Origin of the sequence: Microbacterium sp. STN6 (assembly GCF_026410545.1) — a bacterium.
In the GTDB taxonomy this organism is placed as follows: Bacteria; Actinomycetota; Actinomycetes; order Actinomycetales; family Microbacteriaceae; genus Root112D2.
This window is the reverse complement of sequence record NZ_JAPMIT010000001.1, coordinates 411,993-438,191: the sequence shown is the minus strand read 5'-3', so window position 1 is coordinate 438,191 and position 26,199 is coordinate 411,993. Positions and strand designations below refer to the sequence as shown.

The window sequence follows — 26,199 nt, the reverse complement described above, 5'->3', positions numbered from 1 at the left end:
GTCGCCTCGGAATCAACCAGAGACGACAGTGTCGATCCATGGCCGGCCCTCCACTTCGAGGGCCGCGATGTCTGCGTCAACCATAATCTGTGCGAGGCGCGGGGTCTTCACCAGCGGTTTCCAGCCAAGCAAGGACTCCGCCTTCGACGCGTTGCCAATTAAAGCGTCCACCTCGGTTGGTCGCAAATAGCGTTCATCAAAGCGCACATACTGCTCCCAATCGAGTCCAGCGTGCTGGAACGAGAACGTCAGGAAGTCGCGCACTGTGTACGCGGCACCGGTCGCAACTACATAGTCGCTCGGTTCGTCGTGCTGAAGCATGCGCCACATCGCGTCGACGTATTCCGGCGCGTACCCCCAGTCACGAACTGCGTCGAGGTTGCCCATGAAGAGTTCGCTCTGGAGTCCTGCACGGATGCGCGCGACTGCACGCGTGATCTTGCGAGTGACGAACGTCTCTCCCCGACGCGGCGACTCGTGATTGAACAGAATGCCGTTTACCGCGAACATGCCGTACGCCTCGCGGTAGTTCCGAGTTACCCAGTATGAGTAAAGCTTGGCCGCACCGTATGGGGAACGCGGGTAGAACGGCGTGTCCTCTGTCTGAGGCGGCGGTGTAGCCCCGAACATCTCTGAGCTCGAAGCCTGATAGTAGCGACAGTCCAGCCCGATCATGCGTATGGCTTCCAGCAGGCGAATGGAGCCAAGTGCCGTCGAGTTCCCTGTGTATTCCGGCTCATCGAAGCTCACCCGCACGTGCGACTGAGCCGCGAGGTTGTATACCTCATCCGGCTGCACAGTGCTGAGGAGAGTTGCCAGCCTAGACCCGTCGCTCAGATCGCCATAGTGGAGGAACAATCTGGTTCCGGCCATGTGCGGGTCGGTGTAAAGGTGGTCGATTCGCGCGGTGTTGAACGTTGAGGCCCGTCGGATCAGACCGTGCACTTCGTACCCTTTACTCAGAAGTAGCTCTGCCAGGTAGCTGCCGTCCTGACCGGTGATGCCGGTGATCAGCGCACGCTTTGCACGGGTATTGCTCATTGGTACCTCTAAGTTGTCACCTATTGAGAACGGGCGGCCGTGCTTTCAACCGGCCGCGATGCCAGAGCCTAGCGCAGGTCACGTCCAATCTACTGAGACGAGGCAGCAAGCCGTTGGCGTCCCGCCGCACTCACGCGCTTTGCGGCCAAGGCTGATGCCCAGCGGACAGGATGGCTCCAAATGCGGCTGACCGGCCGTAGCCACACTGGGAGGTGACGTCGCTTTACGGCCTCCGATTCCAGGCTCGACGGGCGACGGTTCGCAACCGTCAATGAGTTGGAATGCCAGCGGAACGCCGAGACGCTGGCGCGAGTCCATATAAAACTCCCGCGGCTTCTAAGCTTGAGGAAGGCGTCGAGGTCCATTGCGTACTTAAGGGAACGGTCGAACCCGCCGATGTGTTCCAAGTCATCCAGTCGAATCATCGTCCCTGGATGGGGAATGAGGTCTGGCCCCCATGGGAGCAAGAGCTTTGCCAGCCCGGCCGCGTTGCTCACTGCGAGAATGTGCCCTTCGGCATCAATGTAGTCACAGCCGCCGTATGCGAGCACTGCGTCTGGATGTGCATCCAGCAGCGTCTTTAGAGTGACGAGTCCGCCAGGACGGAAGAGGTCATCGTCGCCGATCCATGCGTAATAGCGCTCGCCGTCACGAATCGCGATTCCCGCGTTGATGGCCTCGGAAATACCGGCCTTCGGATCATCTACGACCACGGCACCATACTTTTCCCCAAGAGCGCGCGCGGCGGTCGCTCGTCGGGGCGCGACTAAGGCGAGTGTCAACTGGACGTCGCCTCGCTGAGCGGCGATGGATTCGAGCGTCTCGCGCAACAATTCGATCCTGTCACCGAGGGTCGGCAGGACAACAAGGATGTCGGACGCAGGCATGGTCTCCATTCAGGCTCGCGAAGCCGGCGGTCGCTAGACTTGGCAGCGGATCGCTTCGATCCCGTCGTCGACGTAAGTAAAGGTCCAAGTGAGTATAGCCACCAACGCTACATCGCAGCCGCTCGATCGCTCGGCCCGCGTCTATGTGGCCGGACACCGCGGCCTCGTCGGAGGTGCAATATGGCGTCGCCTCGAGGCGGAGGGCTTCACGGATCTCGTCGGCGCTTCCTCAGCGGAACTCGACTTGCGCGACCGCCGCGCCACCTTCGACTTCCTCGGGTCAGTCCGACCGAAGGTGGTCATCGACGCGGCCGCTCGCGTCGGTGGCATCGTAGCAAACAGCAGGTTCCCAGCTGACTTTTTGAGCGACAACCTGCAGATCCAGGTAAATCTAATGGATGCGGCCAACAGTGTCGATGTGGACCGACTCCTCTTCCTGGGTTCCTCGTGCATTTACCCGAAGCTTGCCGCGCAGCCGATCACGGAGGCCTCGCTGCTGACTGGCGTGTTAGAGCCAACAAACGAGGCATATGCCATCGCAAAGATCGCGGGAGTACTGCAAGTGCAGGCCTTTCGTCGGCAGTTTGGGCGGCGCTGGATCTCGGCCATGCCCACCAACCTCTATGGGCCAGGAGACAACTTCCACCCGGAGCACTCACACGTGCTCCCCGCACTAATCCGCCGGCTTCACGATGCGAAGGAGGCGGGGACACCTGAGATTGTCATCTGGGGCAGTGGCGAGCCACTCCGGGAATTCCTTCACGTCAACGATCTAGCCGCTGCCAGTGTCTTTCTACTCGACAACTACGATTCGGACGAGATCATCAACGTAGGCGTCGGCCGGGACATCCCCATACGTGAGCTCGCCGAGCTAGTGGCCGGGATCATTGGATACACGGGCCGATTGGTTCAGGACCCGTCGAAGCCCGACGGAACGCCTCGTAAGCTTCTCGATGTGAGTCGGCTTGAGGGCCTCGGCTGGTCCGCCGAGACTCGACTTGACGAGGGAATCCGCGACACCTACGACTGGTACCTGCGTCATCTCGATTCTCTGCGCGCAAAATAGCGGTACTAGATAGTGAGAGGAACCGTCATTCCCCCCAGCCTGTCAGAGACCCTCATCGTCATGCCGGCATACAACGAAGAGGGCTCGGTGGGTGCCGTCGTCCGCGAGGTATACGACAAGCTTCCCCGAGCGACCTGCCTCGTCGTGGACGATGGCTCTGTAGACGCGACCGCGGCTGTTGCGCGCGCGGCTGGGGCCCATGTCGCCTCCTTGCCGTTCAATCTGGGGGTTGGCGGCGCAATGCGCGTCGGCTTCGCCTACGCGCGCGCGCACGGTTTCCGCGCCGTTGTGCAAGTTGATGCTGACGGTCAACACGATCCGGGCGACGTTAGGGAGTTAATCGCGCTCCTCAGCGACTCTGATCTCGCATTAGGCGCCCGGTTCGCCGGCAAAGGTACCTACAAAGTCCGTGGTCCCAGGCGCTGGGCAATCGCTCTCCTCGCTCGCATTCTCAGCCACACAGCGAAGGCCAAGCTGACTGACCCGACGAGTGGTTTCCGGGCCTCCGGACCACGGGCCATAGCGCTGTTCGCAGAGCACTACCCCGCCGAGTACCTCGGCGACACGATCGAATCGCTAGTGATCGCATGCCGCGCCGGTTTTCGTGTGACACAACTGCCGGTCTCGATGCGAGAACGAGCAGCAGGCGTGCCATCACATAACCCGTTCCGCTCTGCTGTCTATCTGGGTCGCGTCGCTCTCGCAGTGGTCTTTGCCTTCGCTCGACCCGGCATCGCCTTTCGGGAAGGATTCGAATAATGAACGCGACCAGCTACGTCTTCGGGATTGTCGCGGCGCTATTCGTCCTATTCGTTGTAGTCGAGATGCTGCGCCGTCGCAGACTACGCGAGCGCCACGCGATCTGGTGGCTCGTTGCCGGCCTCTTTGCGCTGGTCATCGGTGTCTTCCCGTCGATTCTCACCTGGGCGGCAGACCTGATCGGCATCACCATCCCTATCAATCTGGTCTTCTTCGTCAGCCTTATCATCCTGTTTCTAGTGTGCCTGCAGCACAGCTCTGAGCTAACCAAGATCGAGAGCCAGAACCGAGCCCTCGTCGAACAGCACACTCTCTTGGAGCTTCGCGTGCGGACCCTGGAAGGCGAGCCGGAGCAGGGCGATACGCGACAAGTCCCCGAAACTCCATCAGGTGAGGTTCGGTAAGGGCTCCTGCTTTCGCCGCCTCGGAAGCACCTCGTCATACTGTTGCAGTTCGCGCGCGATTATCGCCAGCATGACGGCAAACGCGATGGCTCCGATCACCCAGATCGCCATAGGACCAACTGGGATTCCCCACCACCACTGCGCCTTGTTGTCAAGATCTAATCCGCCTCCGCTTCCGACACCACTCACATATCGCTTGAAGTTGTAGTGCAATGAGACTGCCTGACTTACAGACAGCGCGCCGACCACAACCGTACGCTGGAGCCCGGTCAGCATCCATGCGCGCGTACCCGTTTGAAGGAGTAGCAGACCGCCGAGCAGCACGATCAGCGGCAGAATATATCGCGCCTGCACCTGTGTGCCAACGATGGAGAGACTGCGCTGGAGGATATAGACCGGCAACAGCCAAACAACCAATGCGACGCCAGCGACACTCACGATCTTGCGCCAGTCAGAGGAACGTAACGCGCCGAAAGACACACCTGCGAAGACCAGGGAGCCGAACGCCCAAACGACAACAGGCAGCGCCGTATCCAGCCAGCCAAGTTCCCACGAGCCAAAGACGCCGATCACCAACGACGGCGAGTTCAGCAGGTTATTCACCAGGATGGAGAGCGCGCTCGGCTTGGCTGGCAGCGGAACGGTACCACCAGCCGTGTCCTCCGGCAGTCCTGTGGTAATGACCCCTGACTGCTGTGAGGTTAGGTAAAACATCAGTGCGACGGCCGCGAGCACGATCGGTAGGACAGCTTCCCAGGCAAAGCGTCGTTTGGGCCGGAACGCGAGAAAGCACACGACGGCCGCCGTCAGTATCTCGAAGATCGCCGCATCGCCGCGTGCTCCTGCCGCGAGGAACGTTGTCAGCGAGTACACAACACCGAGACCTAGCTTCTTCTTTCCTTCGGACTGGAAGAAGCCGTAAAGGGCAATCCAAGAGGCACCGATACCGGTGATTGCCCACGAACTTGGGTTTACCGAAGGTATTAGGAACAGCCCTAGCGGAACCATGGTGATCACCCATTGCCACACGAGTGTGGATTTGAGACGCCGGGGCAAAAGAAACCACAGAAGAGTCGCAACGCCGACAAAATATAGCGCGTTGACCAGACGCATGATAACGACTGATAGCCCAATTTTCGACGACACGAAAACGTGCATGGTCGCGTAGAACACCGGCGGGTAGTTGTGGAGGAAGCTTCCTCTGTCGGTTACGACTGTGTCCGAGGGGTCAAAGTCAATACCTGCCTGGCACGCGCCACTGACACTGGGCTTATGAGCGAAACACGCCGACTCGACGAGCGCCTCAGGGACGACTCTCCGGGCAGGGTTCCCCGTCGTCTCGCAAGTACCCGGCTGATTACCACCGGCGCACCAGATGCTAGTTAGATGAAAGTCCTCGTCTGGACTGGATCCGACAGGCGAGGATACGGCCCAGCAGGCTAACGCGATGAAGGCAAGGACTGGAGCAAGTACTAGCCAACGCAAGCTGCCAGATCGACGCCGCCCCGGCCTAGGCAGTGCTGCGTCCAGGCCGGGAGCAGGAGCAAAAGACATGAGGTTCAGGTTACCGGAGTCTGTCGGAACGTTTCGCTCGTTCGAACGCGCTCACTCTGGCTGTAGAAGATCTCGGGCGATATCCTTCCACCCCCGACCGTAGCGCGAGTATCGCCCCAAGTACCATTCAACGATAACGGGACCAACGCGCAAGATCCGGCTGTGGTTAAGCTTCGAGCGCTTCTGTTCATGGGCAAGCTTCGCATCTACCTCGAGCAGTACGCGCTCTGGAACAGCAGGTTCTCCCGCACTGAACCGCGTCGCCAATGAATGTGCACGCTCAAGCAGCCGAGCGTTCCGCTCGGTCCTCCTTTCTCGAATCCGTTCAAATCTGCCGGCCATCGTGATCTTCTCCGCGCCGATTTGATTGTGACCGTGCTGGCGATAGTCAATGAGCTGCTCATCGAGGAGAACGACCCGCCCAATTGCCGAAGCCACGACCGCCAGCCACTCATCGTGCAGCCACCCGTCCGGGACTGGCAAGGCTAAGTCGACTACTCGGCGGCAAACAGTCGCGGTCGCGCCCGTCACGAGGTTGCGGCGAAGGAACACGTACAGGGCGTTACCCGCCGCAATGCTCTCGCGCTCCCGGCGCGACACACCCAGAGAATGCAGCAAGTCTGTGCCGAGCGGCATCTCATTTCTGTCGACGAGGCGCGCGTTCGAATGTACGAGGGTCGTTTCGGACGACCGAGCAAACTCATCCACCGCCCGGCGCACCTTGTCTTCGTGCCAGATATCGTCCTGATCGCAGAGCGCGACCAGCTCGGCCGAAGTAGCGAGCATTGCCTGCGCAAAATTGGCAGCGATACCGAGGGCAGAATCGTTCTGCAGTAAGGTAATCCTCGGACCGCCCTCCGGCACTGCACTGGCAATCTCCCGCACAATTTCGACGGTGCGATCTACCGAAGCATCGTCGGAAACCACGATCTCGACCGGTTGCTCGCTTTGCTTCAAGATGCTGGCCAGTTGCCGGCCGATATACCGCTCTCCATTGTGGGTGCACAGTGCAACCGCCACAGTGGGTCGTTCAGCTCTCATCGGCCGAAACGCGATCGCAAGCGCCGAGCTACTTTTCCGATCACAGCCCTCAAGCCGCTCTCACGTAAGTGAAGTAGCGCCAGCTGGAAGTCCCGGCCAAACCCATACGACTTTCCCGTCCGCCTGCTGCCGCCCGCTGCTCGCTCAGGATTGGTCCCGAATCGATCTGCCGCACGTGAAGGACTCCGCATGAATTCAACAAGGGGCGCCAGCGCGCGATCCCAGTAGAACGACTGACGAACCCGCTCTACGTTTGCCCGGCACTGTGCTATGAACTCCTTGTCGTAGAGGGCCTTCTCGAGCGCGGCCGTCAGGGCGCGAACGTCCTGCGGCGGCACGACGATTCCTAGGCCCTCCGCCTCAACCAGGTCGGCGAAACTGTCACCTTCCGTGACGACCATAGGCAACCCTGCCCAAAGATAGTCGAGAATCCGCGTGCGGAACGAGAACGTTGTCTCGATGTGGGCGTGATGAGTGCTCACTCCTGCATCTGCCTCGAGCAGGTAGTTCTGCCGATCATCGAAAGCGACCCAAGCCTCGTTGAAGAACACCGCTGAGTCGAGCACGCCGAGGTCGGCGGCAAGAGCCCGTGACTCTGCCACGATCCGCATCTCAGGTACGTGCGGGTTCGGGTGCTTCGTACCTTGGAAGAAGAGCCGGACGTCTGACCTGGTCTCGCTCAGCTCCGCGACAGCCCGGATAAGTGTGTGAGGATCGAACCAGTTGTACAAGCCCCCACCCCAAAGCAACAGCTTGTCGTTGGACCCAATTCCTGGAGCAACACCCCGCAGAGCGTCTCTGGTGTGGACAGGTGGAGTTCGAGAAAGCCCGAATGGCGCCACATCGATTAGTTTGCGTAGGTCGTTGTCCGCAAGATAGGACTCGGGGTTAATCCGGCCCAGCGCCGCCAGCTGGCCGAGGAAAAAGTGACGTTGCCGCTCCGAAGCGCACAGAAGGAAATCGGCCCGCTCGAGTTGCTCGTTGAGTACAGCAGTTGCATCGGAGACCTGGCGATCCCACGCGCCGCGCGGCAACTCTCGGCCCTGTTCGAGTTGTTCGAGGTGAATCGGGTCGTAGACGTCGGCTACCACGATCTTGCGTGTCTTCCGAAGAGACGGGAATAGGGCGATCGCATGCCCTTGAAAAACGATCACGTCGGCCCAGCTTTCGAATCGCCGGAACGCATGATCGTCGCCGGGCCTTACCGCCGCAAGGCTGAATGGCGCATCTTGCGGCTCTAGCGAGGACAGGGTAACTAGGGTGACCTCGTTCTCGGCGGCCAGCTGGTCCGCCATATTCCACGCTCGGATGGCGGGCCCGGCGACCTGTGCTCCAAGCGGATCTCCTGTGACAATTAACACCCTCGTCGCGCGAGGCTCCTCAAGCACGTCGAAGGCATTCGTCAGGCTATCGTAGCCGTCCAGGTACTGTCGGCCGCCGAACGCGGGTACATCGAGCCGACCGAAGAGCGGACGCAGCTTGCGGTCGGACACGCGGCGCGTACTCTGAACCTTTTCGCGGGCAGCGACAAGGTGCGGCAGCATTTCTATGTACTGATCGATGCCGAAAATGCCCGCCAGAACAGATTTGCTGACCTGCATTGATTGCCTGCGGTCGTCATCGTCAGCACGATAATCGAACGTCCCTGAATCGATCTCCCCTTTGGCAATGCTGCGGCGAACGACAAGTGCGATCGCGGGGGCGAGCACTCTATCTAGGCTTTCCGCGTCGAGGTTCTTGTACAGCGTGGCAAGCGCATTCCGCTCGAGGAAGTAAGTTTCCCTGTACTCGCCGAATTTCCCTGCCGCACCGTGGTGACGGTGGTACGCGATTGACTCCGGAACATAACGGAATCGCCAACCGAGGAGGTTGAGTCGCCACCCAAGGTCTACATCCTCAAAAAACATGAAGAATTCCTTGTCGAATCCGCCCAGTTCTTCGAAGACGGAGCGCCGAACGAACATGGCGGAACCAGTTCCGAACAAGACGTCCCGAGCCTGGTCTGAATGCTTGTCTGGCTTGGCGCCGACGAGGGGCTTGTACCCCATGCCGAACCAAGTGAGCCCAGCGCCGACGAAGTCAACGAGCCTACCGTCCCAGTCCAACACTTTGCTCGCGACCGCTCCGATGCCTTCCGAACTGGCGAACGCGCTGACGGCGGCTGAAATCCACTTGGCATCCGGCCGCGCATCATTGTTCAGGAATGCAAGATATTCTCCTTTCGCTCTAGCGGCACCCAAGTTGCTTCCTCCAGCGAACCCGAGATTTGCTGGCGATTCTACGAGAACCGCCCAAGGTGCCGCTGCCCGGATTTTGGAAGCGCTGTCGTCCGCCGACCCGTTCTCGACAACCACAACCTCTAGCGCTTCGAGGGGCCAGTCCACTTGGCGCAATCTTTCGAGCGCCACAACCGTGTCATCCGCACCCCGGAAGTTGACAAGGATGACTGAGACCAGCCCGGGAGTGTATTGAAGAGTCACGACCTCATGGTGTCACGGCTTGGCTGAGACAGCCCAATCTGGTCTTTGTCGTGCCCGGCCCGAGGACGTACACGCAGACTTGGTGCGTCCCGGCGGCGGCGGGGATCGCGACTGCGTATCCGTGGGAGTCTCCTGCCCCTGGGAAGATGGTGCCGACACCCGGGGACGGCTGCGCAGCGGGAAAACTTTGAGCCGCACCATCGATTTCAACCGAGATGTCGGCAGTGGCAGTTGGCTTGTCCGGATAGAGCGCCCAGCCGCTTACTGTAACGTTCCCGTTCGACCCGTCAGACGTCGCCCAGGTGCCTGCCGCAGCCGGCACAACATTCTGGGTTAGACACCCAAGCTGCGTACTCCCGCTGTCGCGGTTGTTGGCATAAACACAGACCTCGTGGTCACCCGGAGTTGCAGGAACGGTGCCCGAATACCCGTGGTTGTCTCCGGCCCCGGGATAGAGCTTGTTCGTGCCGCTCCAATACTGGTTGGCCGCGAGCGGATACCAACTCGAGTCGACCTGCACCGCCATACTGACCGTCTCGGTCAATGCGCCTGGGAACAGGGCCCATCCTGAGATAGTCACTCCTCCGAAACCGGTGGACGAGAGCCAGGTACCGACAGGTGGCGAGTTCGGAAGAATTACGGCGACAGTCGTGCAGCCCCACTGGATTTCCCCGCCGCCATTCCTACTAAAGAACACGCAGACGTTATGGCTGCCCGAGGACGCTGGCAGGCTGACTGAGAAGCCGTGATTATCCCCAGCCCCTGGGTACTTCGCGTCCGTGCCCGCAAAATCGCCGTTCGCGGAAATGGTGGTGCGTACACCGTCGATTGAGACTGTGATTGGCACGGTCGTAGTCAGCGCGCCCGGGTAGAGCGCCCAGCCCGCCACTGAGATTCCCCCGGCGCCTGACACGGAGGACCACACCCCGGCAGGCGGGGCGTCGACCGCGACCACAAGCTGCGTTAGACACCCTTGACGGACTCTATTTCCGGTCCTATCAAACAGGTAAAGACACACCTCGTGATCCCCCGCTGTAGCTGAGACTGTGGTGCTGTATCCGTGACCGTCGCCGGCGCCTGGGTACTGCAGGTCGACCCCGGCCGAATTCTGGTCTGCTGTGAACGAGTGCGCGACACCATCAACGGTAACCACGCCCTTCACCGTCGTCGTCTTCGCGTCGGGATAGACCGCCCACCCTGAGACCGTCACACCGCCCGCGCCTGAGGAGCGCTGCCACACTCCTGCTGGCAAAATCGGTGCCGAAACCTTCTGCGTAAGGCAGCCTTGCCTTATGTCTACGCCGTCAAGAGTGGTCAAATAGACGCAAACTTCATGGGATCCCACTGTGGATGGAAAAGTACCTGAGTACCCGTGAGAGTCGCCCGCTCCAGGGAAGCGCGAGTTGATGCCCGGCGATGAACCACCGGCAATTAGCGAGTGCCTCACGCCATCGATTGTCACCATAACCGCAACCGGTTTGGTTAGTGCGCCAGGATAGACTGCCCACCCTGACACCGTCACTCCGTTCGTACCCGACGACTTCTCCCACACGCCAGTCGGCGGCGAATCGGCAGTGACAACATGTTGTACGAGGCAACCCTGACGGGCCTCCCCCGTAGAAACATATGCAAGGTACAGGCAGACGGTATGAGTTCCGGCAGAGGCGGGGATATTAATTGAGTAGCCGTGGTTGTCTCCAGCGCCGGGATATTTCGCCCCTACGCCGGGAGATGCCTCGTCGGCTGTCGCCGTCGTTCGTTTGCCATCGACGTCCACCGACACTTTAACTGCCTTGCCAAGGTCACCAGGATAGACAGCCCAGCCCGATACCGTGATCTGATCAATGCCGGTCGCCTTCTCCCAAACGCCTGTCGGCGCTGCATCCGGCGCGACAACAACGACGGGAAGGCACCCCTGTTTAACATCCTTCCCGCTGTCGATGATGTACAGGCAGACTTGCCTGACGCCCGCCGCGGCAGGCACAGTAAGCGAGTAGCCGTGCTTTCCCCCCGAGCCAGGGTAGGTCAAGTCGCTTGCGGGAGACGAGGTGTCGGCCGTGGCTTCCGTGCGTGCACCGTCCACGGTCACAGCGATCGTCGCTGACTTCGAATAGTTGCCGGGGTAGAGCGCCCAGCCGCTCACCGTCACTCCGCCAGCGCCGGTGGCAGACTCCCACGAGCCGACTGCTGGCGTGCTCGGCGCAACAACGGTCTGCGTGAGGCAGCCTATCCGTGTCTCACCAATCGATTTGTGAAGCAGGAATAGACATACCTCGTGATCGCCGGGACTCGCAGAGATGGACCCCTGGTAACCGTGGGAATCACCTGCTCCCGGGTAGCGGATCCCCACACCCGGTGATGGCTGATTCGCCACGAACGTCGAACGATTCCCGTCCACTTCAACAGCCACACCGACCGGCGTCGCTAACGCTGTTGGATATACGGCCCAGCCCGCGAACTGCACAGCACCCGCGCCGCTCGCACGCTGCCAGACGCCAGTCGGCCCGGGCGTAACGTTCTGCGTCAGGCATCCCTGTTTGGTCTCGCCCACCGACTTGTGAATGAGGTAGAGGCATACCTCGTGACTTCCAGGCGAGGCCGGGATAGTCCCCAAGTACCCGTGCATATCGCCAGCCCCCGGATATTTCGCATCTACACCGGCAAACCTCTTGTTCGCCGTTAGAGGATAGCGAGCTCCATCGACCGAGACGGATACGCTTACCGAAGTTGTGAGCGCATTCGGGTACACCGCCCAGCCAGACACGGTCACTCCCCCGTCGCCAGCTGAAGTTGACCAGACGCCGGTTGGAGCGGGAGTGACCGTCTGTGTCAGGCAACCGAGTCGAGTCGACCCGCCGTCGCGATTGACGACGTATACGCATACATTGTGATTCCCGGGCTCCGCAGCAAACGTTCCCCGATAACCATGGTTGTCCCCTGCTCCCGGCCAATTGGCATTTAACCCAGGCGAAGGGAGGTTCGCCTGCAGGGGATACCAACTTGAGTCGATCTGAACCGAGATTGACGCGGTTGCGGGGCGGGCGTCCGGATACACCGCCCAACCAGTAACTGTCACTCCGCCGTCGCCCGACGAGGTAAGCCACGCGCCTAGAGGCTTGGGCGCCGTTGGTGAGCCAAACCAGTCACTATAAATCCGCCAAAAGTTGCGATTCCCGTAAGAACCACACGCGTCGCCCGCGCCATAGAGGTTCGCGAGGGCTGACGGATTGGGTTGATACGGAGTGTAGATGTAGAGATTCGCTGTGGCTTGGTTGACAATATTCACGGTCGTCCCGCCGCAGGCGGGGTCGGGATGATACTGAATGTACGTTGGACCAATCCTGTAATTCCAGGAATTGGGGAATGCAGTGTATTGCCGAAACTGCCAGGCCGATTTGTACACCTGATTCTGGAATCCAAAATACCGGGCATCGCAGTTCGCACTCCAATTTGGGCCGCTATCCGGACAGCCCCAACCCATCGCTCGCTGATATCCATAGGCGCTTGGATTCGTTACCAGCGACTGCTCTTTCTGCATCAAAACGAGCAACACCTTCGGGCTTATCCCGCATGCCTGAGCTGCTTTGACGACAATGCTTGCAGCGGATTCGGCCGAGGACCCGGCGTACTGCTGGCAGCCATTCGAGGTGTCTGCAGCAATCGTGCGCGTCGACGCGACATAATTCGCGAGGCACGGCACACCGTCCCTCGGATTACATGACTTCGAAACGAAGAAATTCTGAACGTCGGCAACAGTCATTGAGGACGTGTCGTAGAAGTTCGCATCGCTAATGATGTGTCCCGCTTGAAACTGGGAACCCGATAGGGCGCTAGCGGGCTCCGCAGAACCGGCGAGCCCGAACCCAGCCGAGAGCCCCGCGACCGTGACCGCAGCCCCGACGAACGCGGCTAACAAACGGCGTGGTCGTATCATCGTTGGGCCCCAGTCTCAATGAGCCCCGAATGCGGTCGCTCTCCGAGGCGTACCCGCACCATTGTACGTGGATGTACGGCCAACGGCCCGCTACGATCGCCGCATCCTGGCGTCCCGGATTACCCCCGAAACTGGGGTCAGCGAAGATGGAAACGCCGAAGAACTCTACCGACAAATGGCCGAGCGCGCTTCACCACACCTACTCCGATTCGAATCGGAGTCGCGAGTCGCCAAGTCCAGCCTGCGAGAAGGTGCGCATGTGCATTTGCGGCATCCTCGAACACAAGAACTTGTCGTATCTGAGTCGCCGCCCCTCTGTCGAGCACCAAAGGCATGGCATCAAGTTTTTCAATCACCCTGGATTCCGATCGCTGCCATTCTTCGAGGTCGTGCACATCGTACGAAGACCGGCCATTTTCCCAGCGCCGATAGATGCTCGTGAGTTCGGTTGCATTCGTAACTCCGAGCAACGACGCCCCCCGCAGGATCACGTCCCAGTCTTCGCATACTTCGAGCTCTTCATCAAAGCGGAATCCCAGCTTCTCAAAAAGGACCCTCGGAAATGCCCAGCCCATGAACGGCGACGAGTTCACGCGGATATGCCGGAGCTGATCGTACTCCTCTGGGTATTCGGCCCGAATTGAGGAGAGTGTGAGGAATCCTGCTTCCGCGTCCGGCCAAGCTTCTGGCTGCACGTTTTGCAATCCGACCTGCGCGCGAATCAGGCGGTTGCCGGCGGTTTCAGCCGCGCTCCGGAAAGTCTCGACCCAGTGACCGAAAAGGAGATCATCATCGTCGTAGATTGCAATGTACTGTCCCGTTGCCCGCGACAGGGCAACGTTCAGTGGATGCGCACGGCCCCCGCCGCTAACTTCGGCGATGCTAATCCTTGACCGGAAATCGACAGCCTGCTCGTCAACGGCTGCACGCACTGCTACCGCTCCCACCTCGTCGGAGTCGTGATCAGCAACGATAACGTCAAAATCTTGGCAGGACTGAGCCGCCAGGCACAGCAAAGCATCTTTCAAAGTTTCGATCCGACGTCCCTGAGTTCGAACGATCACCGTGAGAAACGGGCCGTGGGTGACGTCGGGCGTTAGTGCCGCACGAAGGTCATCGGCAGCCGTCAGCAGTGCTGGGTCGGCGTGAGGGGACTGCGCGACTGAATCCAGAAGATCGATAAGAAGTGAGGTCATTGCTCTCCCTGCGCTGAACTCGTGCCGGAACGTCCCACTGAGGCTTCCGGCAGCGCGGAAGCTGGGTTTGCGACATCTCGAGTTCTCAGCGCCGAGAACCGCGCCTTCCAGTATGCCCAACCGTGACCTGGACCCCAATTCTTGAGCAGCATCGCCTGCTTTTCGACTAGGTGCCAACTTAGCCAGGCACAACCAGCCGAAAGCGCGAGCGAAAGCAGGAAGTAGGGAGCGAAGCCCCACTTTGTCACGCCGAAATAGGCAAGCGATTGTTGAACGAGAAATCCATAAATATAGACACCGTACGAGTAGTCATTCTTTGCGCCGACCCGCTGAAACCCGTTGGGCAGCCACGCCGCAACAAAGAGCACAAGGTAAACGGCTGCAAGAGTGCCAATCGTCTGAAACCCGCCCAGTCGGAGAGTGCCTAGAACAACCAGCGCCGACAGCGCGCCAAGGCGATTGTCATAAGGCACGAACTGGGGGTATAAGGCGATACACGAGCCAAGCAGGAACGTCATGGTCAGGAACACTCGTTGCTGGTCACCCAAAAACGGCGCGATTGACGCGAGGGATTCTGGAGACGTCAGATTCACGACTTGGGCGACCATGAAGAAGGCCGTCGTTAGCGGGAGGATGAAACGTGCCTTGGTGAGAACTCCGAAGGCCACGGCCGCGCCAATCACGAGATAGCAGTTCCACTCGTAGATCAGCGACCATAGCGACCCATTGAGCACGCTGGCATGAACGAGTGCGCCATAAGGTGTGGTGTCTGCGAATATGTTCTGAATGCCGAAGGTGCCGATCTTCAGCGTCCAGTTGGCCTCGATGTACTGAAGTGGTGTTGCCGTTCCGCTGGCGAACAAGTCGCCAGCGCTACCGTCCGCCAGCGTCCAGACAATGGGCGCGACAATGAACGCCGCAACGATAAGCACTGTCCAATAGCCGGGGAAGATTCGAAGAACGCGACGCCACATAAACTGCACGACGTCGCCGCTGAGGCCGCTCTTGGCAATCAGATAGCCACTGATCGCAAAGAATCCGCCTACAGCGAGGCTGCCTGCCGTTGCTTGACCATGGGTTAGCCGCGAGACAGGGTCAATACCGAATCCGCCAAGCGGGTAAGAGTGGTCGAAAATGACGAGCGCGGCCAAAACTAGACGGATGAGCCCGAGAGAGTTCCGATGCCCTCCGAGGGCTTCCGATATTGTGACCGAAATTCGAAGGGCCGGCTCAGTAGCGGTGTGGCGCATAGTTTCCAGACGTGAACTGACCGACATCATGGCCGGGGTCGATTTGCGCAGGAAGTCTGTGCTCTGCGCGCCGCCTCTCGAATTCCGCGAGTACCTTCACCTCGACCGGCGACGCCGAAGCTTGGAAGGCTGAAATGATGCGATCGACGACATCCTGCCGGGAATACTTGTGTGCGAGCAGCAGCGCTGCCTCGGCCGAGTAGTACACCTCTGCGTCCCCTGGCAAATAAGTTGCTCCGGAAGAAAGGCGCTTGTCGTGAAATAGCCGAGCAGACGGCTGGTGAAGCACCGCGAACCCTGCAAGTTTCACGCGCCAAGAGTAGTCGACGTCATCGCAGTACATAAAGAACGTATCGTCATCGAACCCACCAACGGAGTCGAATACTTCCCGGGCAGTCGCGAGACACGCCCCTGACGCCCACGCGGTTTCCCCTGTACGGGAATTGAATTCTTTGGGGTGTTCGATAGGCAGCTGCCGGGCATCGACTGCCCCCACTCCCGGCCCGAGAGCTGCCATGAGCCTCGCTAACGCATCCGGCGCTACGACTCCGTCGGGATTCACGAATACCAATACGTCCGATTTGCCTTGGGATGCTACGACATTATGGCCGCCACCGTGTCCAAGATTCGCGCCGAAGAACTGATACCGGAAAGATCCGCCCGCCGCCTCAACTATCTCTCTCAACTGAGCGAGAAGCCCCTCAGCGAACACCGGTTCTGGAGACGAGTCGCCCACGGCAATTTCCCAGTCATTGACGCTCCGAGCATCTTTCGCCAATTGTGCTGCGTGTGCTAGAGCACAAACCGAACGAAGAATGTCTTGTGGAGAATTCTCGTAAAGGATTGTCTGAATAGACAGACTCGTCATTCAGACACTCCGTCCAAGGACCTCAGATACTTGTCAATCGTTGGACCAGAGTCCCCGATGGCCACAAGGTCTCCATTGTTGAGCCACGCTACCTGGTCGCACATTTCACGCACCTGCCCCATCGAATGCGACACCAAGATGACCGTCTTTCCCGCTGTCTTCAAGTCGATGAATTTTTGGCGACATTTCTCTTGAAAGTCGGTGTCGCCAACAGCGAGGACTTCGTCCACAACAAGGATGTCGGGATTGACGTTGATAGCGATGGAAAATCCGAGCCGAACGTACATGCCCGATGAGTAGTTCTTCACGGGCTGATCGATAAACTGGCCTACGCCGGAGAATTCCACGATTTCGTCGAACTTTGCGGCGACTTCCTTCTTGGCCATGCCCAAAATCGAGCCGTTGAGAAAGATGTTCTCTCGGCCCGACAGTTCTGGGTGAAAACCTGACCCGACTTCCAGTAGCCCAGCAAGGCGACCGTTGTGCGTGATTGTGCCGCGATCTGGGTAGTAGATCTTCGACAAGCACTTGAGCAGCGTTGATTTGCCTGACCCGTTGCTGCCGATGAGGCCAAAGGTGGTTCCAGCGGGGACCGCGAACGATACGTCGTTCAGCGCCCAAAAGTCCTCGTGCACAGAAACTCGCCTGCGCATAATCGCTGCTTTGAGTGATTGGTTACGTTCGTGGTAGAGCCGGAACTTCTTTCCGACATTTTCGACGCTGACCGCAACTTCGCTCACAGGAGTTCCGCCAGCTTCTTCTCGCTACGGCGAAAGACCCAAAGACCTACAACGAGTGCGGCGATGGACCATACGACGCAGAGTAAAAAGTCAGCGGGGTTCGGCCAGCGATTATCGTATAGCAGCTGACGGAAGACATTCACAAAAGGCACCATCGGATTCAGATTGTAGATGTCGAGGACGGTGATATTCGTGCCCAATAGTCCTCCGGTTGACCCCGATTGAGCCTCGACAAGATTAATCGGATAGATGATAGGCGTCAGGTACATCCAGATTTGAAGCAGGATCGTGACGAAGTACTGAGTATCGCGGAAGTGCACGTTGGCAATGGATAGCAACAGCGCTAAGCCGGTCGCAAACGCTGCGAGCAATATCATCTGCACGATCAGCAGTGGAATCCACGGCAGCACGAAGGCGCCGCAAAGCATCAGCACAATCAGCAGAACAGCCATCTCAAACAGCCAGTTGAAGCCGACCGAACCCACCGTCGACAAAGGAAGGGTTATTCGCGAGAAGTAGACCTTCTGAACGAGGCCTGCGTTCGTCACCAGAGACGCCATACCCTTGTTGAGGACTGTCGCGAAGAACGTCCATGGGAGGAGAGCGCAGAGCAGCCACAACACGAATATGTTCAGGCCGCTCGGCTTTCCGGGGTCCGGCTGGACTCGAATGATAAACGCGAAGACAATCGTGTACACCAGCATTGATGCAAGCGGGTTGACCAACGACCAAAGCTGGCCGAACACCGTCCGCTTGTATTGGCCTTTGATTTCTCTCAGAGTGAGATTCAGCAGAAGTTCGCGTGAAGAGAGGATCTCCTTCAGGATTGACATCGCTTTCCTCGCTTCGGCGGACCATGAATTGCCGCAGACCAATGTAACTCACTTTGCGTGGTAGCCCGCTCACAGGCGCACCCAATTAGGATGGCTGCCGTATGACTCCCCCTCATTTCTCCGATGACTCGCCCGCTGTCGCCGTAATTACGGTGAGCTATGGGTCGGAAGCGGTGCTGCCGGGCTTTTTGACGTCGGTCAATTCGGCCTGCGCCACTAAGCCGCTCCTCATCATCGCCGACAACAAGCCGGGCCCGTTGTCTCGAGTACGTGAACTCGCCGAAGATTATGGAGCACACTACCTTCCACTGCCTATGAATCCAGGTTATGGAGGTGGGATGAACGCCGCCGCCGCGGATTTACCTGAGTCGATCGAGTGGATCTTGATATCCAATCCAGATGTCGAACTCGGTGTGGGCACAATTGACCGGCTTGTCCACGTCGGGAGCGCCGACCCGACAATTGGATCGGTAGGGCCAGCGATCATTACTCTCGAAGGAAACGTCTATCCGTCGGCAAGAACTATTCCATCTCTTCGTACCGGAATTGGACACGCTCTCTTCGCCAACCTGTGGATCAACAACCCCTGGACGCGCGTCTACCGGAACGAAAGCGGCGATGCTGACAAGCAGCGCGATGCCGGATGGCTCTCCGGCTCCTGCTTGCTTGTGCGTCGACGGGCGTTCGAGGCTCTCGGTGGTTTCGATTCTAGGTACTTCATGTACTTCGAAGACGTGGATCTCGGGTACCGGCTCGGACAGGCGGGCTGGCGCAACGTCTACGTGCCGGACGTAAGCGCTAAGCATGTCGGAGCACACGCAACTGAAGGTGAATCGGCTGCGATGATTGCCGCCCATCACGAGAGTGCCCGGCGCTTCCTAGCCAGAAAGTATTCGAACCCGTTGCTCTGGCCGGTGCGAGTCTTTTTGACGGTGGGACTGAACGTACGTTCCCGGCTACTGCAACGCCGAGAGCTAAGGTCTCGAGCCCTCGGAGATCAGGCTGTCGTCAATAATCTGGACAAGTAGCGGCCGTATCCGCTTTTCTCCAGCGGCTTCGCCAACTCCACAATCTGAGACCGGTCGATCCAGCCCTGGCGCCAGGCGATCTCTTCGATGCAGCCGATCTTGAAACCCTGTCGGTCCTCGATAACGCGCACGTATTCCGAGGCCTGCATCATTGACTCGAATGTGCCCGTGTCGAGCCAGGCCGTGCCTCTATCCAGCACCTGGACATGAAGATTGCCGCGCTCGAGATAGCGTTCGTTGACGGTGGAGATCTCGAGCTCTCCGCGAGCACTCGGCTCGATCGTCTTGGCAATCTCGACGACCGAGTTGTCGTAGAAGTAGAGGCCGGGCACCGCGTAGTTGCTCTTCGGCTGAGCCGGCTTCTCCTCGATCGACAGTGCCCTGAAATCGTCATCAAATTCGACGACGCCGTAGGCCGTGGGGTCACTCACCTGGTAGGCGAAGATCACGGCACCTTCGATGTCGTTGTGGTTCTGCAGAGCAGACCCGAGACCGGTGCCGTGGAAGATGTTGTCGCCAAGCACGAGCGCAACGCTGTCATCGCCGATGAACTCTTCACCGATGATGAACGCCTGCGCAAGGCCATCTGGCGAGGGCTGCACGGCGTATTCGATGCGGATGCCGAGCTGGGACCCATCGCCGAGCAACGCGCGGAACTGCGAGTTGTACTCGGGCGTGGTGATGATGAGGATCTCGTTGATGCCAGCCATCATCAGCGTCGACAACGGGTAATAGATCATCGGCTTGTCGTAGATGGGCATGAGCTGCTTCGAGATGCCTTTGGTGATCGGCCACAGCCGCGAGCCCGAGCCGCCGGCGAGAATGATTCCGCGCATGTGTCAGCGCCCCCCGTTGTTCAGCGAGTCGTAGAACGCGCGAGCCGCATCCCAGGTGGGGAGCAGGCCGGCATCCGCGGCTTCAAGAAGCCCGGGTGCATCGGTGTCCTTCGGCGAGAGCAGCGGCGCGCCGGCTTCGTCAGGAAACCGCAATGCGACATCGGCGTCGAGCGGGTTGATGCCATGCTCGCGGGTTGGGTTGTAGACATCCGTCACAAGATAACTCACCGTTGCGTCCTCAGTAAGCGCCACGAAGCAGTGGCCCAGGCCTTCAGCGATATAGATCGCGCGCCGATCCTTGTCGTCGAGAAGCACCGAATCCCACGTGCCGAAAGTCGGTGAACCCACGCGAATATCGATAACGAAATCGAGGACTGCACCATAAGGGGCGGTGACGTACTTGGCCTGGCTGGGGGGAACATCCGCAAAATGGATGCCGCGCACCGACCCGCGCTTCGAAACCGACGTGTTTGCCTGCCGCAAGTTCAGGGAATGCCCGAGAGTCTCCTCGAGCCGATCGAACCGGTACCACTCGAGAAAGACGCCACGGTCGTCGCCGTGCTGCTTCGGCGTGATCTCGTAGGAGTCGGGAATGGACAGCTCGCGAATCTGCACCCGCCGAGTCTAGCAATCGGCCCCACGATAGACTCTTCGCTGAGTTTGTCGACAGAAAGCACCCATTCCCCATGAAGATTCTCGTCACCGGCGGCGCCGGTTTCATCGGCTCCAACTTCGTGCGGCGCACGCTCGAAGACGCCTACCCGGGCCTCGAGGGTGCGGAGGTCGTGGTGCTCGACGCGCTCACCTACTCGGGCAATCTCGAGAACCTCGCATCCGTCGCCGATTCGCCCCGGTACACCTTTGTTAAGGGCGACATTCGCAACGGGGGGCTGCTTGACGAGCTGTTCCCCTCCGTCGACGCGGTCGTGCACTTCGCGGCCGAGTCGCACGTGGACCGTTCGGTTCGCGACGCCTCGATCTTCGTCGAGACGAACGTGCTCGGCACCCAGCAGCTTTTGGATGCCGCGCTGCGCAACAACCTTCAGCGCTTCGTGCACGTCTCGACCGACGAGGTCTACGGATCCATCGCCGAAGGTTCGTGGGCGGAGGACCGCCCGCTCGAGCCGAATTCGCCGTACTCGGCGTCGAAGGCCGGCAGCGACCTGCTGGCACGCAGCTACTTCCGCACCCACGGCCTGAACGTGTCGATCACGCGCTGCTCCAACAACTACGGGCCATTCCACTTTCCCGAGAAGGTCATCCCGCTGTTCGTCACGAACCTCATCGACGACAAGCATGTTCCCCTCTACGGCGAGGGCAACAACATCCGCGACTGGCTGCACGTCGACGACCACACGCGCGGCATCGCGATGGTGCTTACGCGAGGGCGCGCCGGCGAGATCTACAACATCGGCGGCGGTACCGAGCTGACCAACAAGCAGCTCACCCAGCTGCTGCTCGACGCCACCGGCAAGGACTGGTCGTACGTCGACCGCGTCGCCGACCGCAAAGGCCACGACCTGCGCTACTCGGTCGACATCTCCAAGATCCAGGCCGAGCTCGGCTACGAGCCGCAGGTTCCGTTCGAGCAGGGGCTCGCCGACGTGGTGCAGTGGTACCGCGACAACCGCGCCTGGTGGGAGCCGCTGAAGGCCCGCGCCGCGCTCGAGGCGTGAGCATGCGATATCTCATCACGGGGGCGGGCGGCATGCTCGGGCTCGATCTGCAGCGCGCGCTCGAGGGGCGCGACGTGACGGCGCTGACGCGGGCCGAGCTCGACGTGACGAACATGGACGAGGTGCGGCAGGCAGCATCCGCTCATGGGGTCATCGTGAACGCGGCCGCCTACACGAAGGTCGACGACGCCGAGACGCACGAGGCCGAGGCGCACGCGGTCAACGCGGTCGGTGCCGAGAACCTGGCCATCGCCGCGGCAGAGAACGGCGCGCGGCTCGTGCAGCTCTCGACCGACTACGTCTTCGACGGCGCTGCCTCCGCGCCATACGCCGAGGACACGGCGCTCGCGCCGATCTCGGCATACGGTCGCACCAAAGCGGATGGCGAGCGCCGCGCACTGGCCGCGAACCCGGGTGCGACATACGTCGTGCGCACCGCTTGGCTGTACGGCGCGGGCGGGCCGAACTTCGCCAAGACCATGCTGCGCCTGGCCGACACGCACGAGACCGTGAGCGTCGTCGACGACCAGCGCGGGCAGCCGACGTGGACCGGCGACCTGGCGGCGCAGATCGTGACGCTTCTCGACAGCGACGCGCCCGGCGGCGTCTACCACGGCACGAACGCGGGCGAGACGACGTGGTTCGGCTTCGCGAGGGCGGTGTTCGAGTCGGCGGGGTTGAACCCTGATAGGGTCACACCGACAGACAGCTCGACGTTTGTGCGGCCGGCGCCTCGGCCCTCGTATTCCGTGCTCGGCCATGAGGCCTGGCACAAGGCCGGTCTGGCCCCCATGCGCGACTGGCGCGAAGCGCTTGCGGAGGCCGCCAGCAGGGGGTTGTGAGGCCATGGCAACACTTCGCGTTGTCGTCGATCCGCTCATCTCCGCAGACGGCGGCGGCATCGGGCGATACACGCGCGAGTTGACCAGCCAGCTCATCGAGACGGCACCACGCGGGTGCGACGTCGAGGGCATCGTCGCCTCGCACGCGGCCGAGAAGTACGAGCGGCTCGAGGCGCAACTGCCCGGGCTCGTGCGGCTGCACACCGTGCCGCTGCGGCGACGTGAGCTGGCGCGCGCGTGGCAATACGGAATCGGGATCCCGATCGGGCCCGGCATGATCCACTCCCCCGGGCTGCTCGCCCCGCTCATGAAGCACGACCGGACCATCGACGGAACGCAGGTCGTCGTCACGATTCATGACACGCTCGCGTACACGCATCCGGAATCGCTGAAGCCACGCGACGTGCAGTGGCAGAAGGCCATGATCAAGCGGGCACGCAAGCACGCCGATGCGATCGTCGTGCCCACGCATGCGGTCGCGACGCAGCTGGGCGAGCGCTTCGACTTCGGCGATCGCATCCGCGTGATCAGCGGGGCGCCGGCCGCGACGCTGCGGCTCGGTTCGGCCTCGGACGCCGACGAGCGCGCGAGGGCGCTCGGGCTGCCCCCGCGGTACATTCTCGCGATGGGCGGTATCGACCCGCGCAAGGGCCTGCGCTCGCTCATCGCCGCCATGGCCCTGCCCGAGACCGAGGGGCTGCCGCTGCTGATCGCCGGAGCCGAGGCGGCGCCTGCCGAGGAGGCCGCTGGTGCCGTCGGCGTCGAGACCGCGGCCGGAGTCGCCGCTGCCGCAGGGCTGGCCGAGAACCGCGTGCGCATGCTCGGGCAGCTCGACGACGCCGACCTCGCGGTGGCGCTCGACCGCGCCGCAGTCTTCGTCTACCCGAGCCTCGCCGAGGGCTTCGGCCTGCCGGTCATCGAGGCGTTCCGGTTCGGCACGCCGGTCGTGCACTCCGACGACCCCGCACTCACAGAGGTCGCCGACGGTGCCGGTCTCTCCGTTCCACGAGCGGATGCCGCAGGCTATCCCCGCCGCCTGGCCGACGCCATCGGGCGCATCCTGGGCGACGCGGCTCTCGCCGAGAAGCTCGGCGTGCTCGGCCAGGACCGGGCGCGCGCGTTCAGCTGGCGCGACTCGGCCGAGCGCATCTGGCAGCTGCACGCCGACCTGTAACGGCGGTGTGCCCGCTCAGCCGAGATAGGCGTCGATGAGTTCACGTCCCTGCGCATCCACGCTTGCAGCGTCGCTCTGACGCACAATGCGACCACCGCTGAGCACATAGACGTGGTCGCAGACCTGCAGCGCAAGATCGACGCGCTGTTCGACGAGCAGTATCGATTGCCCGCGTTCACGTAGCGCGCCAAGCGCATCCGCCATGCCCTGAATCGCCAGCGGTGCCAGGCCGAGAGACGGTTCATCGAGCAGCATCAACGACGGAGCACTCATCATCATGCGCCCGATGGCGACCATCTGCTGCTCTCCACCGCTCATCGCTGTCACCGGTCGTGAGCGATAGCGCTCGACGACAGGAAACAGCTCGAACACGGATCGCAGCAGTGCCTCTGTGCGCTCCTTGTCATGTCGCAGGTGCAACCCGCCGAGCCGCAGGTTGTCCTCCACCGTCTGGCCGAGGAAGAGCCGTCTGCCCTCGGGAACCAGGGCGACATGGCCGCGAGCCACGCGATGCGGCGGCATCGCAGTGATGTCGGTGCCGTCGACGATGACAGAGCCCCGCCGGTGACGCAGCATGCCCATGATGGCGCGCAGCACTGTCGTCTTGCCTGCGCCATTGGGGCCGAGGAGGGCGACCGCCTGGCCCTTGGCGACGCTCAGGGTGATGTCGTGGATCACCTCGAACCGACCGTAACCGGCCGACAGGCCCTCGACCGTCAGCGCCGGGGATGCGTGTTCGCTCATTGGCCCAGGTACACCTCTCGCACTCGTTCGTTCTGCCTGACCTGCTCTGCGGGGCCACTGGTCACCAGCTTGCCCGCGGCGAGAACTGTGACATCGTCACACACACCGAAGATGAACTGAGTCTGGTGCTCGACGATGACCATCGTCACGCCCTTGGCGCGAAGATCGTCGATGATCTCGGTGACCTCCGCGACCTCACTCGCCGACAAGCCCGCCAGAGGCTCATCGAGGATAAGGATGTTCGGCTCGCCCACGCACGCCGCCGCCAGTTGGGTCAGCTGCTCAACCCCGTGTGGCACATCAGCAACGCGTGCCTCATTCCAGCTCTCGGCGAGACCAACAGAGCGGATTGCCTCCCCGGCCTCCGACCGAATGCGGCGATGGTCGCGGCGCGCGCTCGGCAGCAGAGGCCAGATGAGCGAACGCAAAGCCACTCTCGGGGTGCGGTGATAGAGACCGATCGTCACGCTCTCCCGAACCGAGAGCTCGTCGGCGAGCACGGCCGTCTGAAAGGTGCGCAGCAGCCCGAGCCCGGGCCTGCGGTGTGCGGGCAACCCGTCGACGCGAACGGAACTGACCCTGATCTCGCCCGCATCCGGTCGCAACGCCCCCGAGATCAGGTTCACGAGCGTGCTCTTGCCCGAACCGTTCGGGCCGATCAGACCATGCACTGTGCCGCGCCGTACACGCAGGTCGACGTCATCGACGACCGTGTTGCCGCGTATATAGGAGAAGCGGATTCCCTCGCATTCGAGCGCGTATTCGTCGGATGGCCACGAGACCTCACGGATCCGCGCGGGCCTCTCGATGGGGGCTGTCACGGCGGGCTCGCCCGCCGCATCCGTCACATGATGTCGCGTCGTGCTGCTGCGCGACACGATGCGCCGCCAGAACCAACCGACAAGCCCCATCACCCCGCCGGGGAACAGCACGATGACCAGCAGGAAGATCAGTCCGAAGATCGCCTCCTGCACGAGCGGATCGATTGAGACGACGACGGGGAACGCACTCACGAACGCCGCACCGATGAGAGGGCCGACGCGGGTATTGATGCCGCCGAAGATCACCATGACGAGAATGTTCACCGACATCGTCCACGTGAACTGGCTCGGTGAGATGTAGCCGGTGAACGAGAACGCCCAGCCCGCCATTGCCGCCAGCCCGGCGGACAGCGCGAAGACGCCCACTTTGGTCGCGGCTGTGCGCACGCCGTTGGCCGCCGCGAAAGGTTCCGCGTCACGAATCGCGAGCAGCACGGGGTACATGGCTGAGGCACGGATGCTCCACACCACGCCGACCGCGAGAAGCAGCACCAGTCCCACACACCAGACCAGGGAGGACCCGAGGAACGAGAGCGACGCGGGGAAGCTCGGCAGAGGCGGCCCCGCGATGCCATTCAAGCCCCCGGTAAACGGGAAGTCGGTCAGCACTACGGTGACAACGAGCGAAAAGATGAAGGTCATGATCGCGAAGTAGAGGCCGCTGACACGTAGGGAGAGGGTTCCGAGGATCGCCCCGATGAGGCCGACACCGACGATGACCACGGGCAGGAGCACGAAGATGTTCCATCCGGCGTGGTAGAGCAGGGTCGTTCCGTAGGCACCGAGTGCGAACAGGCCGGCGTGACCGAGCGAGTACAGCCCCGTGACCCCGGCGACGAGGTCTAGGCTCACCGCCAGCACGGCGAAAACCCCGCCGGTCACGAAGAGGCTCTGGGCGAAGTAGCCGCCGTTGGCGACGCCGCCGACAGAAGCGAGATAGGCGATGGCGACGGCGATCATGCCGAGGGAGATCAACCGGCCTCGCCGAGATGGCGCAGCGGCCCTGGGTCGAGTCTCGCGCCGAA

General features: G+C 61.1%; 22 protein-coding genes. 7 read left to right on the top strand and 15 right to left on the bottom strand.

Translation table 11 applies throughout. The features are described 5' to 3' along the window. Positions 1-12: 12 nt before the first annotated feature. Together gmd and OSC27_RS01955 are read right to left on the bottom strand one after the other, a co-directional pair. Positions 13-1,041, bottom strand: a complete 1,029-nt coding sequence (gene gmd, locus OSC27_RS01960) for a GDP-mannose 4,6-dehydratase (protein ID WP_267179730.1) — start codon at positions 1,039-1,041, stop codon at positions 13-15. A gap of 89 nt (positions 1,042-1,130) precedes the next feature. Further along, on the bottom strand, positions 1,131-1,937 hold the full coding sequence (locus OSC27_RS01955; protein ID WP_267179729.1) for a glycosyltransferase: 807 nt from the start codon (positions 1,935-1,937) through the stop codon (positions 1,131-1,133). Between the two features lie 85 nt (positions 1,938-2,022). On the opposite strand from OSC27_RS01955, the gene OSC27_RS01950 reads away from it, so the two are divergent. The 3 genes from OSC27_RS01950 to OSC27_RS01940 are packed head-to-tail and all read left to right on the top strand — an operon-like array spanning position 2,023 to position 4,157. Further along, positions 2,023-2,994, top strand: coding sequence for a GDP-L-fucose synthase family protein (locus OSC27_RS01950; RefSeq protein ID WP_267180400.1), 972 nt, complete (start codon positions 2,023-2,025; stop codon positions 2,992-2,994). 60 nt (positions 2,995-3,054) lie between these two features. Continuing rightward, entirely contained in the window at positions 3,055-3,753 is a 699-nt protein-coding gene (locus OSC27_RS01945; protein ID WP_267179728.1) for a glycosyltransferase family 2 protein, read from the top strand. Further along, entirely contained in the window at positions 3,753-4,157 is a 405-nt protein-coding gene (locus tag OSC27_RS01940) for a DUF2304 domain-containing protein (protein ID WP_267179727.1), read from the top strand. The genes OSC27_RS01945 and OSC27_RS01940 overlap by 1 nt, the downstream gene beginning before the upstream one ends. Here OSC27_RS01940 and OSC27_RS01935 read toward each other — a convergent pair. The 9 genes from OSC27_RS01935 to OSC27_RS01895 all read right to left on the bottom strand — a co-directional run bounded on the left by OSC27_RS01935 (position 4,140) and on the right by OSC27_RS01895 (position 18,053). After that, positions 4,140-5,711, bottom strand: coding sequence for a DUF2142 domain-containing protein (locus OSC27_RS01935; RefSeq protein WP_267179726.1), 1,572 nt, complete (start codon positions 5,709-5,711; stop codon positions 4,140-4,142). The genes OSC27_RS01940 and OSC27_RS01935 overlap by 18 nt on opposite strands. Before the next feature lie 51 nt (positions 5,712-5,762). After that, on the bottom strand, positions 5,763-6,731 hold the full coding sequence (locus OSC27_RS01930) for a glycosyltransferase family 2 protein (RefSeq protein WP_267179725.1): 969 nt from the start codon (positions 6,729-6,731) through the stop codon (positions 5,763-5,765). A gap of 17 nt (positions 6,732-6,748) precedes the next feature. Then, complete coding sequence (locus tag OSC27_RS01925) at positions 6,749-9,232, bottom strand: glycosyltransferase (protein ID WP_267179724.1); 2,484 nt, start codon at positions 9,230-9,232, stop codon at positions 6,749-6,751. Positions 9,233-9,236: 4 nt separating this feature from the next. Further along, a complete protein-coding gene (locus tag OSC27_RS01920; protein ID WP_267179723.1) occupies positions 9,237-11,216 on the bottom strand; it encodes a hypothetical protein in 1,980 nt (659 codons plus the stop codon). Between the two features lie 2,087 nt (positions 11,217-13,303). After that, positions 13,304-14,362: a glycosyltransferase family 2 protein gene (locus tag OSC27_RS01915; protein WP_267179722.1), complete on the bottom strand. Its 1,059-nt coding sequence runs from the start codon at positions 14,360-14,362 to the stop codon at positions 13,304-13,306. Further along, positions 14,359-15,612 carry an acyltransferase gene (locus tag OSC27_RS01910; protein ID WP_323373954.1) on the bottom strand — a complete coding sequence of 418 codons (1,254 nt, stop codon included), beginning with the start codon at positions 15,610-15,612 and terminating at the stop codon, positions 14,359-14,361. Before OSC27_RS01910 ends, OSC27_RS01915 begins: the two co-directional genes overlap by 4 nt. After that, positions 15,593-16,480 carry a glycosyltransferase gene (locus OSC27_RS01905; protein WP_267179720.1) on the bottom strand — a complete coding sequence of 296 codons (888 nt, stop codon included), beginning with the start codon at positions 16,478-16,480 and terminating at the stop codon, positions 15,593-15,595. Before OSC27_RS01905 ends, OSC27_RS01910 begins: the two co-directional genes overlap by 20 nt. Continuing rightward, a complete protein-coding gene (locus tag OSC27_RS01900) occupies positions 16,477-17,220 on the bottom strand; it encodes an ABC transporter ATP-binding protein (protein ID WP_267179719.1) in 744 nt (247 codons plus the stop codon). The genes OSC27_RS01905 and OSC27_RS01900 overlap by 4 nt, the downstream gene beginning before the upstream one ends. Beyond that, positions 17,217-18,053, bottom strand: a complete 837-nt coding sequence (locus OSC27_RS01895) for an ABC transporter permease (RefSeq protein WP_267179718.1) — start codon at positions 18,051-18,053, stop codon at positions 17,217-17,219. Before OSC27_RS01895 ends, OSC27_RS01900 begins: the two co-directional genes overlap by 4 nt. Before the next feature lie 101 nt (positions 18,054-18,154). Here OSC27_RS01895 and OSC27_RS01890 point away from each other — a divergent pair, with 101 nt between their 5' ends. Further along, positions 18,155-19,081 carry a glycosyltransferase gene (locus OSC27_RS01890; protein WP_267179717.1) on the top strand — a complete coding sequence of 309 codons (927 nt, stop codon included), beginning with the start codon at positions 18,155-18,157 and terminating at the stop codon, positions 19,079-19,081. Here OSC27_RS01890 and rfbA read toward each other — a convergent pair. Both rfbA and OSC27_RS01880 read right to left on the bottom strand, forming a co-directional pair. Next, positions 19,051-19,917 carry a glucose-1-phosphate thymidylyltransferase RfbA gene (rfbA, locus tag OSC27_RS01885; protein ID WP_267179716.1) on the bottom strand — a complete coding sequence of 289 codons (867 nt, stop codon included), beginning with the start codon at positions 19,915-19,917 and terminating at the stop codon, positions 19,051-19,053. The genes OSC27_RS01890 and rfbA overlap by 31 nt on opposite strands. A 3-nt stretch (positions 19,918-19,920) precedes the next feature. Beyond that, positions 19,921-20,532, bottom strand: coding sequence for a dTDP-4-dehydrorhamnose 3,5-epimerase family protein (locus tag OSC27_RS01880; protein WP_267179715.1), 612 nt, complete (start codon positions 20,530-20,532; stop codon positions 19,921-19,923). Positions 20,533-20,603: 71 nt separating this feature from the next. On the opposite strand from OSC27_RS01880, the gene rfbB reads away from it, so the two are divergent. From rfbB to OSC27_RS01865, 3 genes are read left to right on the top strand one after another with little or no spacing between them, the layout of a single operon-like run. After that, positions 20,604-21,593 (top strand): dTDP-glucose 4,6-dehydratase, encoded by a 990-nt coding sequence (rfbB, locus tag OSC27_RS01875; RefSeq protein WP_267179714.1) that lies wholly within the window; start codon positions 20,604-20,606, stop codon positions 21,591-21,593. A 2-nt stretch (positions 21,594-21,595) separates the two neighbouring features. Continuing rightward, positions 21,596-22,435: a dTDP-4-dehydrorhamnose reductase gene (rfbD, locus tag OSC27_RS01870; protein ID WP_267179713.1), complete on the top strand. Its 840-nt coding sequence runs from the start codon at positions 21,596-21,598 to the stop codon at positions 22,433-22,435. A 4-nt stretch (positions 22,436-22,439) separates the two neighbouring features. Next, a complete protein-coding gene (locus OSC27_RS01865) occupies positions 22,440-23,609 on the top strand; it encodes a glycosyltransferase family 4 protein (RefSeq protein ID WP_267179712.1) in 1,170 nt (389 codons plus the stop codon). Positions 23,610-23,624: 15 nt separating this feature from the next. On the opposite strand, the gene OSC27_RS01860 is transcribed toward OSC27_RS01865, so the two are convergent. Next, a complete protein-coding gene (locus tag OSC27_RS01860) occupies positions 23,625-24,353 on the bottom strand; it encodes an ABC transporter ATP-binding protein (protein WP_267179711.1) in 729 nt (242 codons plus the stop codon). Then, positions 24,350-26,149 carry an ABC transporter permease subunit gene (locus OSC27_RS01855; protein WP_267179710.1) on the bottom strand — a complete coding sequence of 600 codons (1,800 nt, stop codon included), beginning with the start codon at positions 26,147-26,149 and terminating at the stop codon, positions 24,350-24,352. The genes OSC27_RS01860 and OSC27_RS01855 overlap by 4 nt, the downstream gene beginning before the upstream one ends. Between the last annotated feature and the right edge of the window lie 50 nt (positions 26,150-26,199).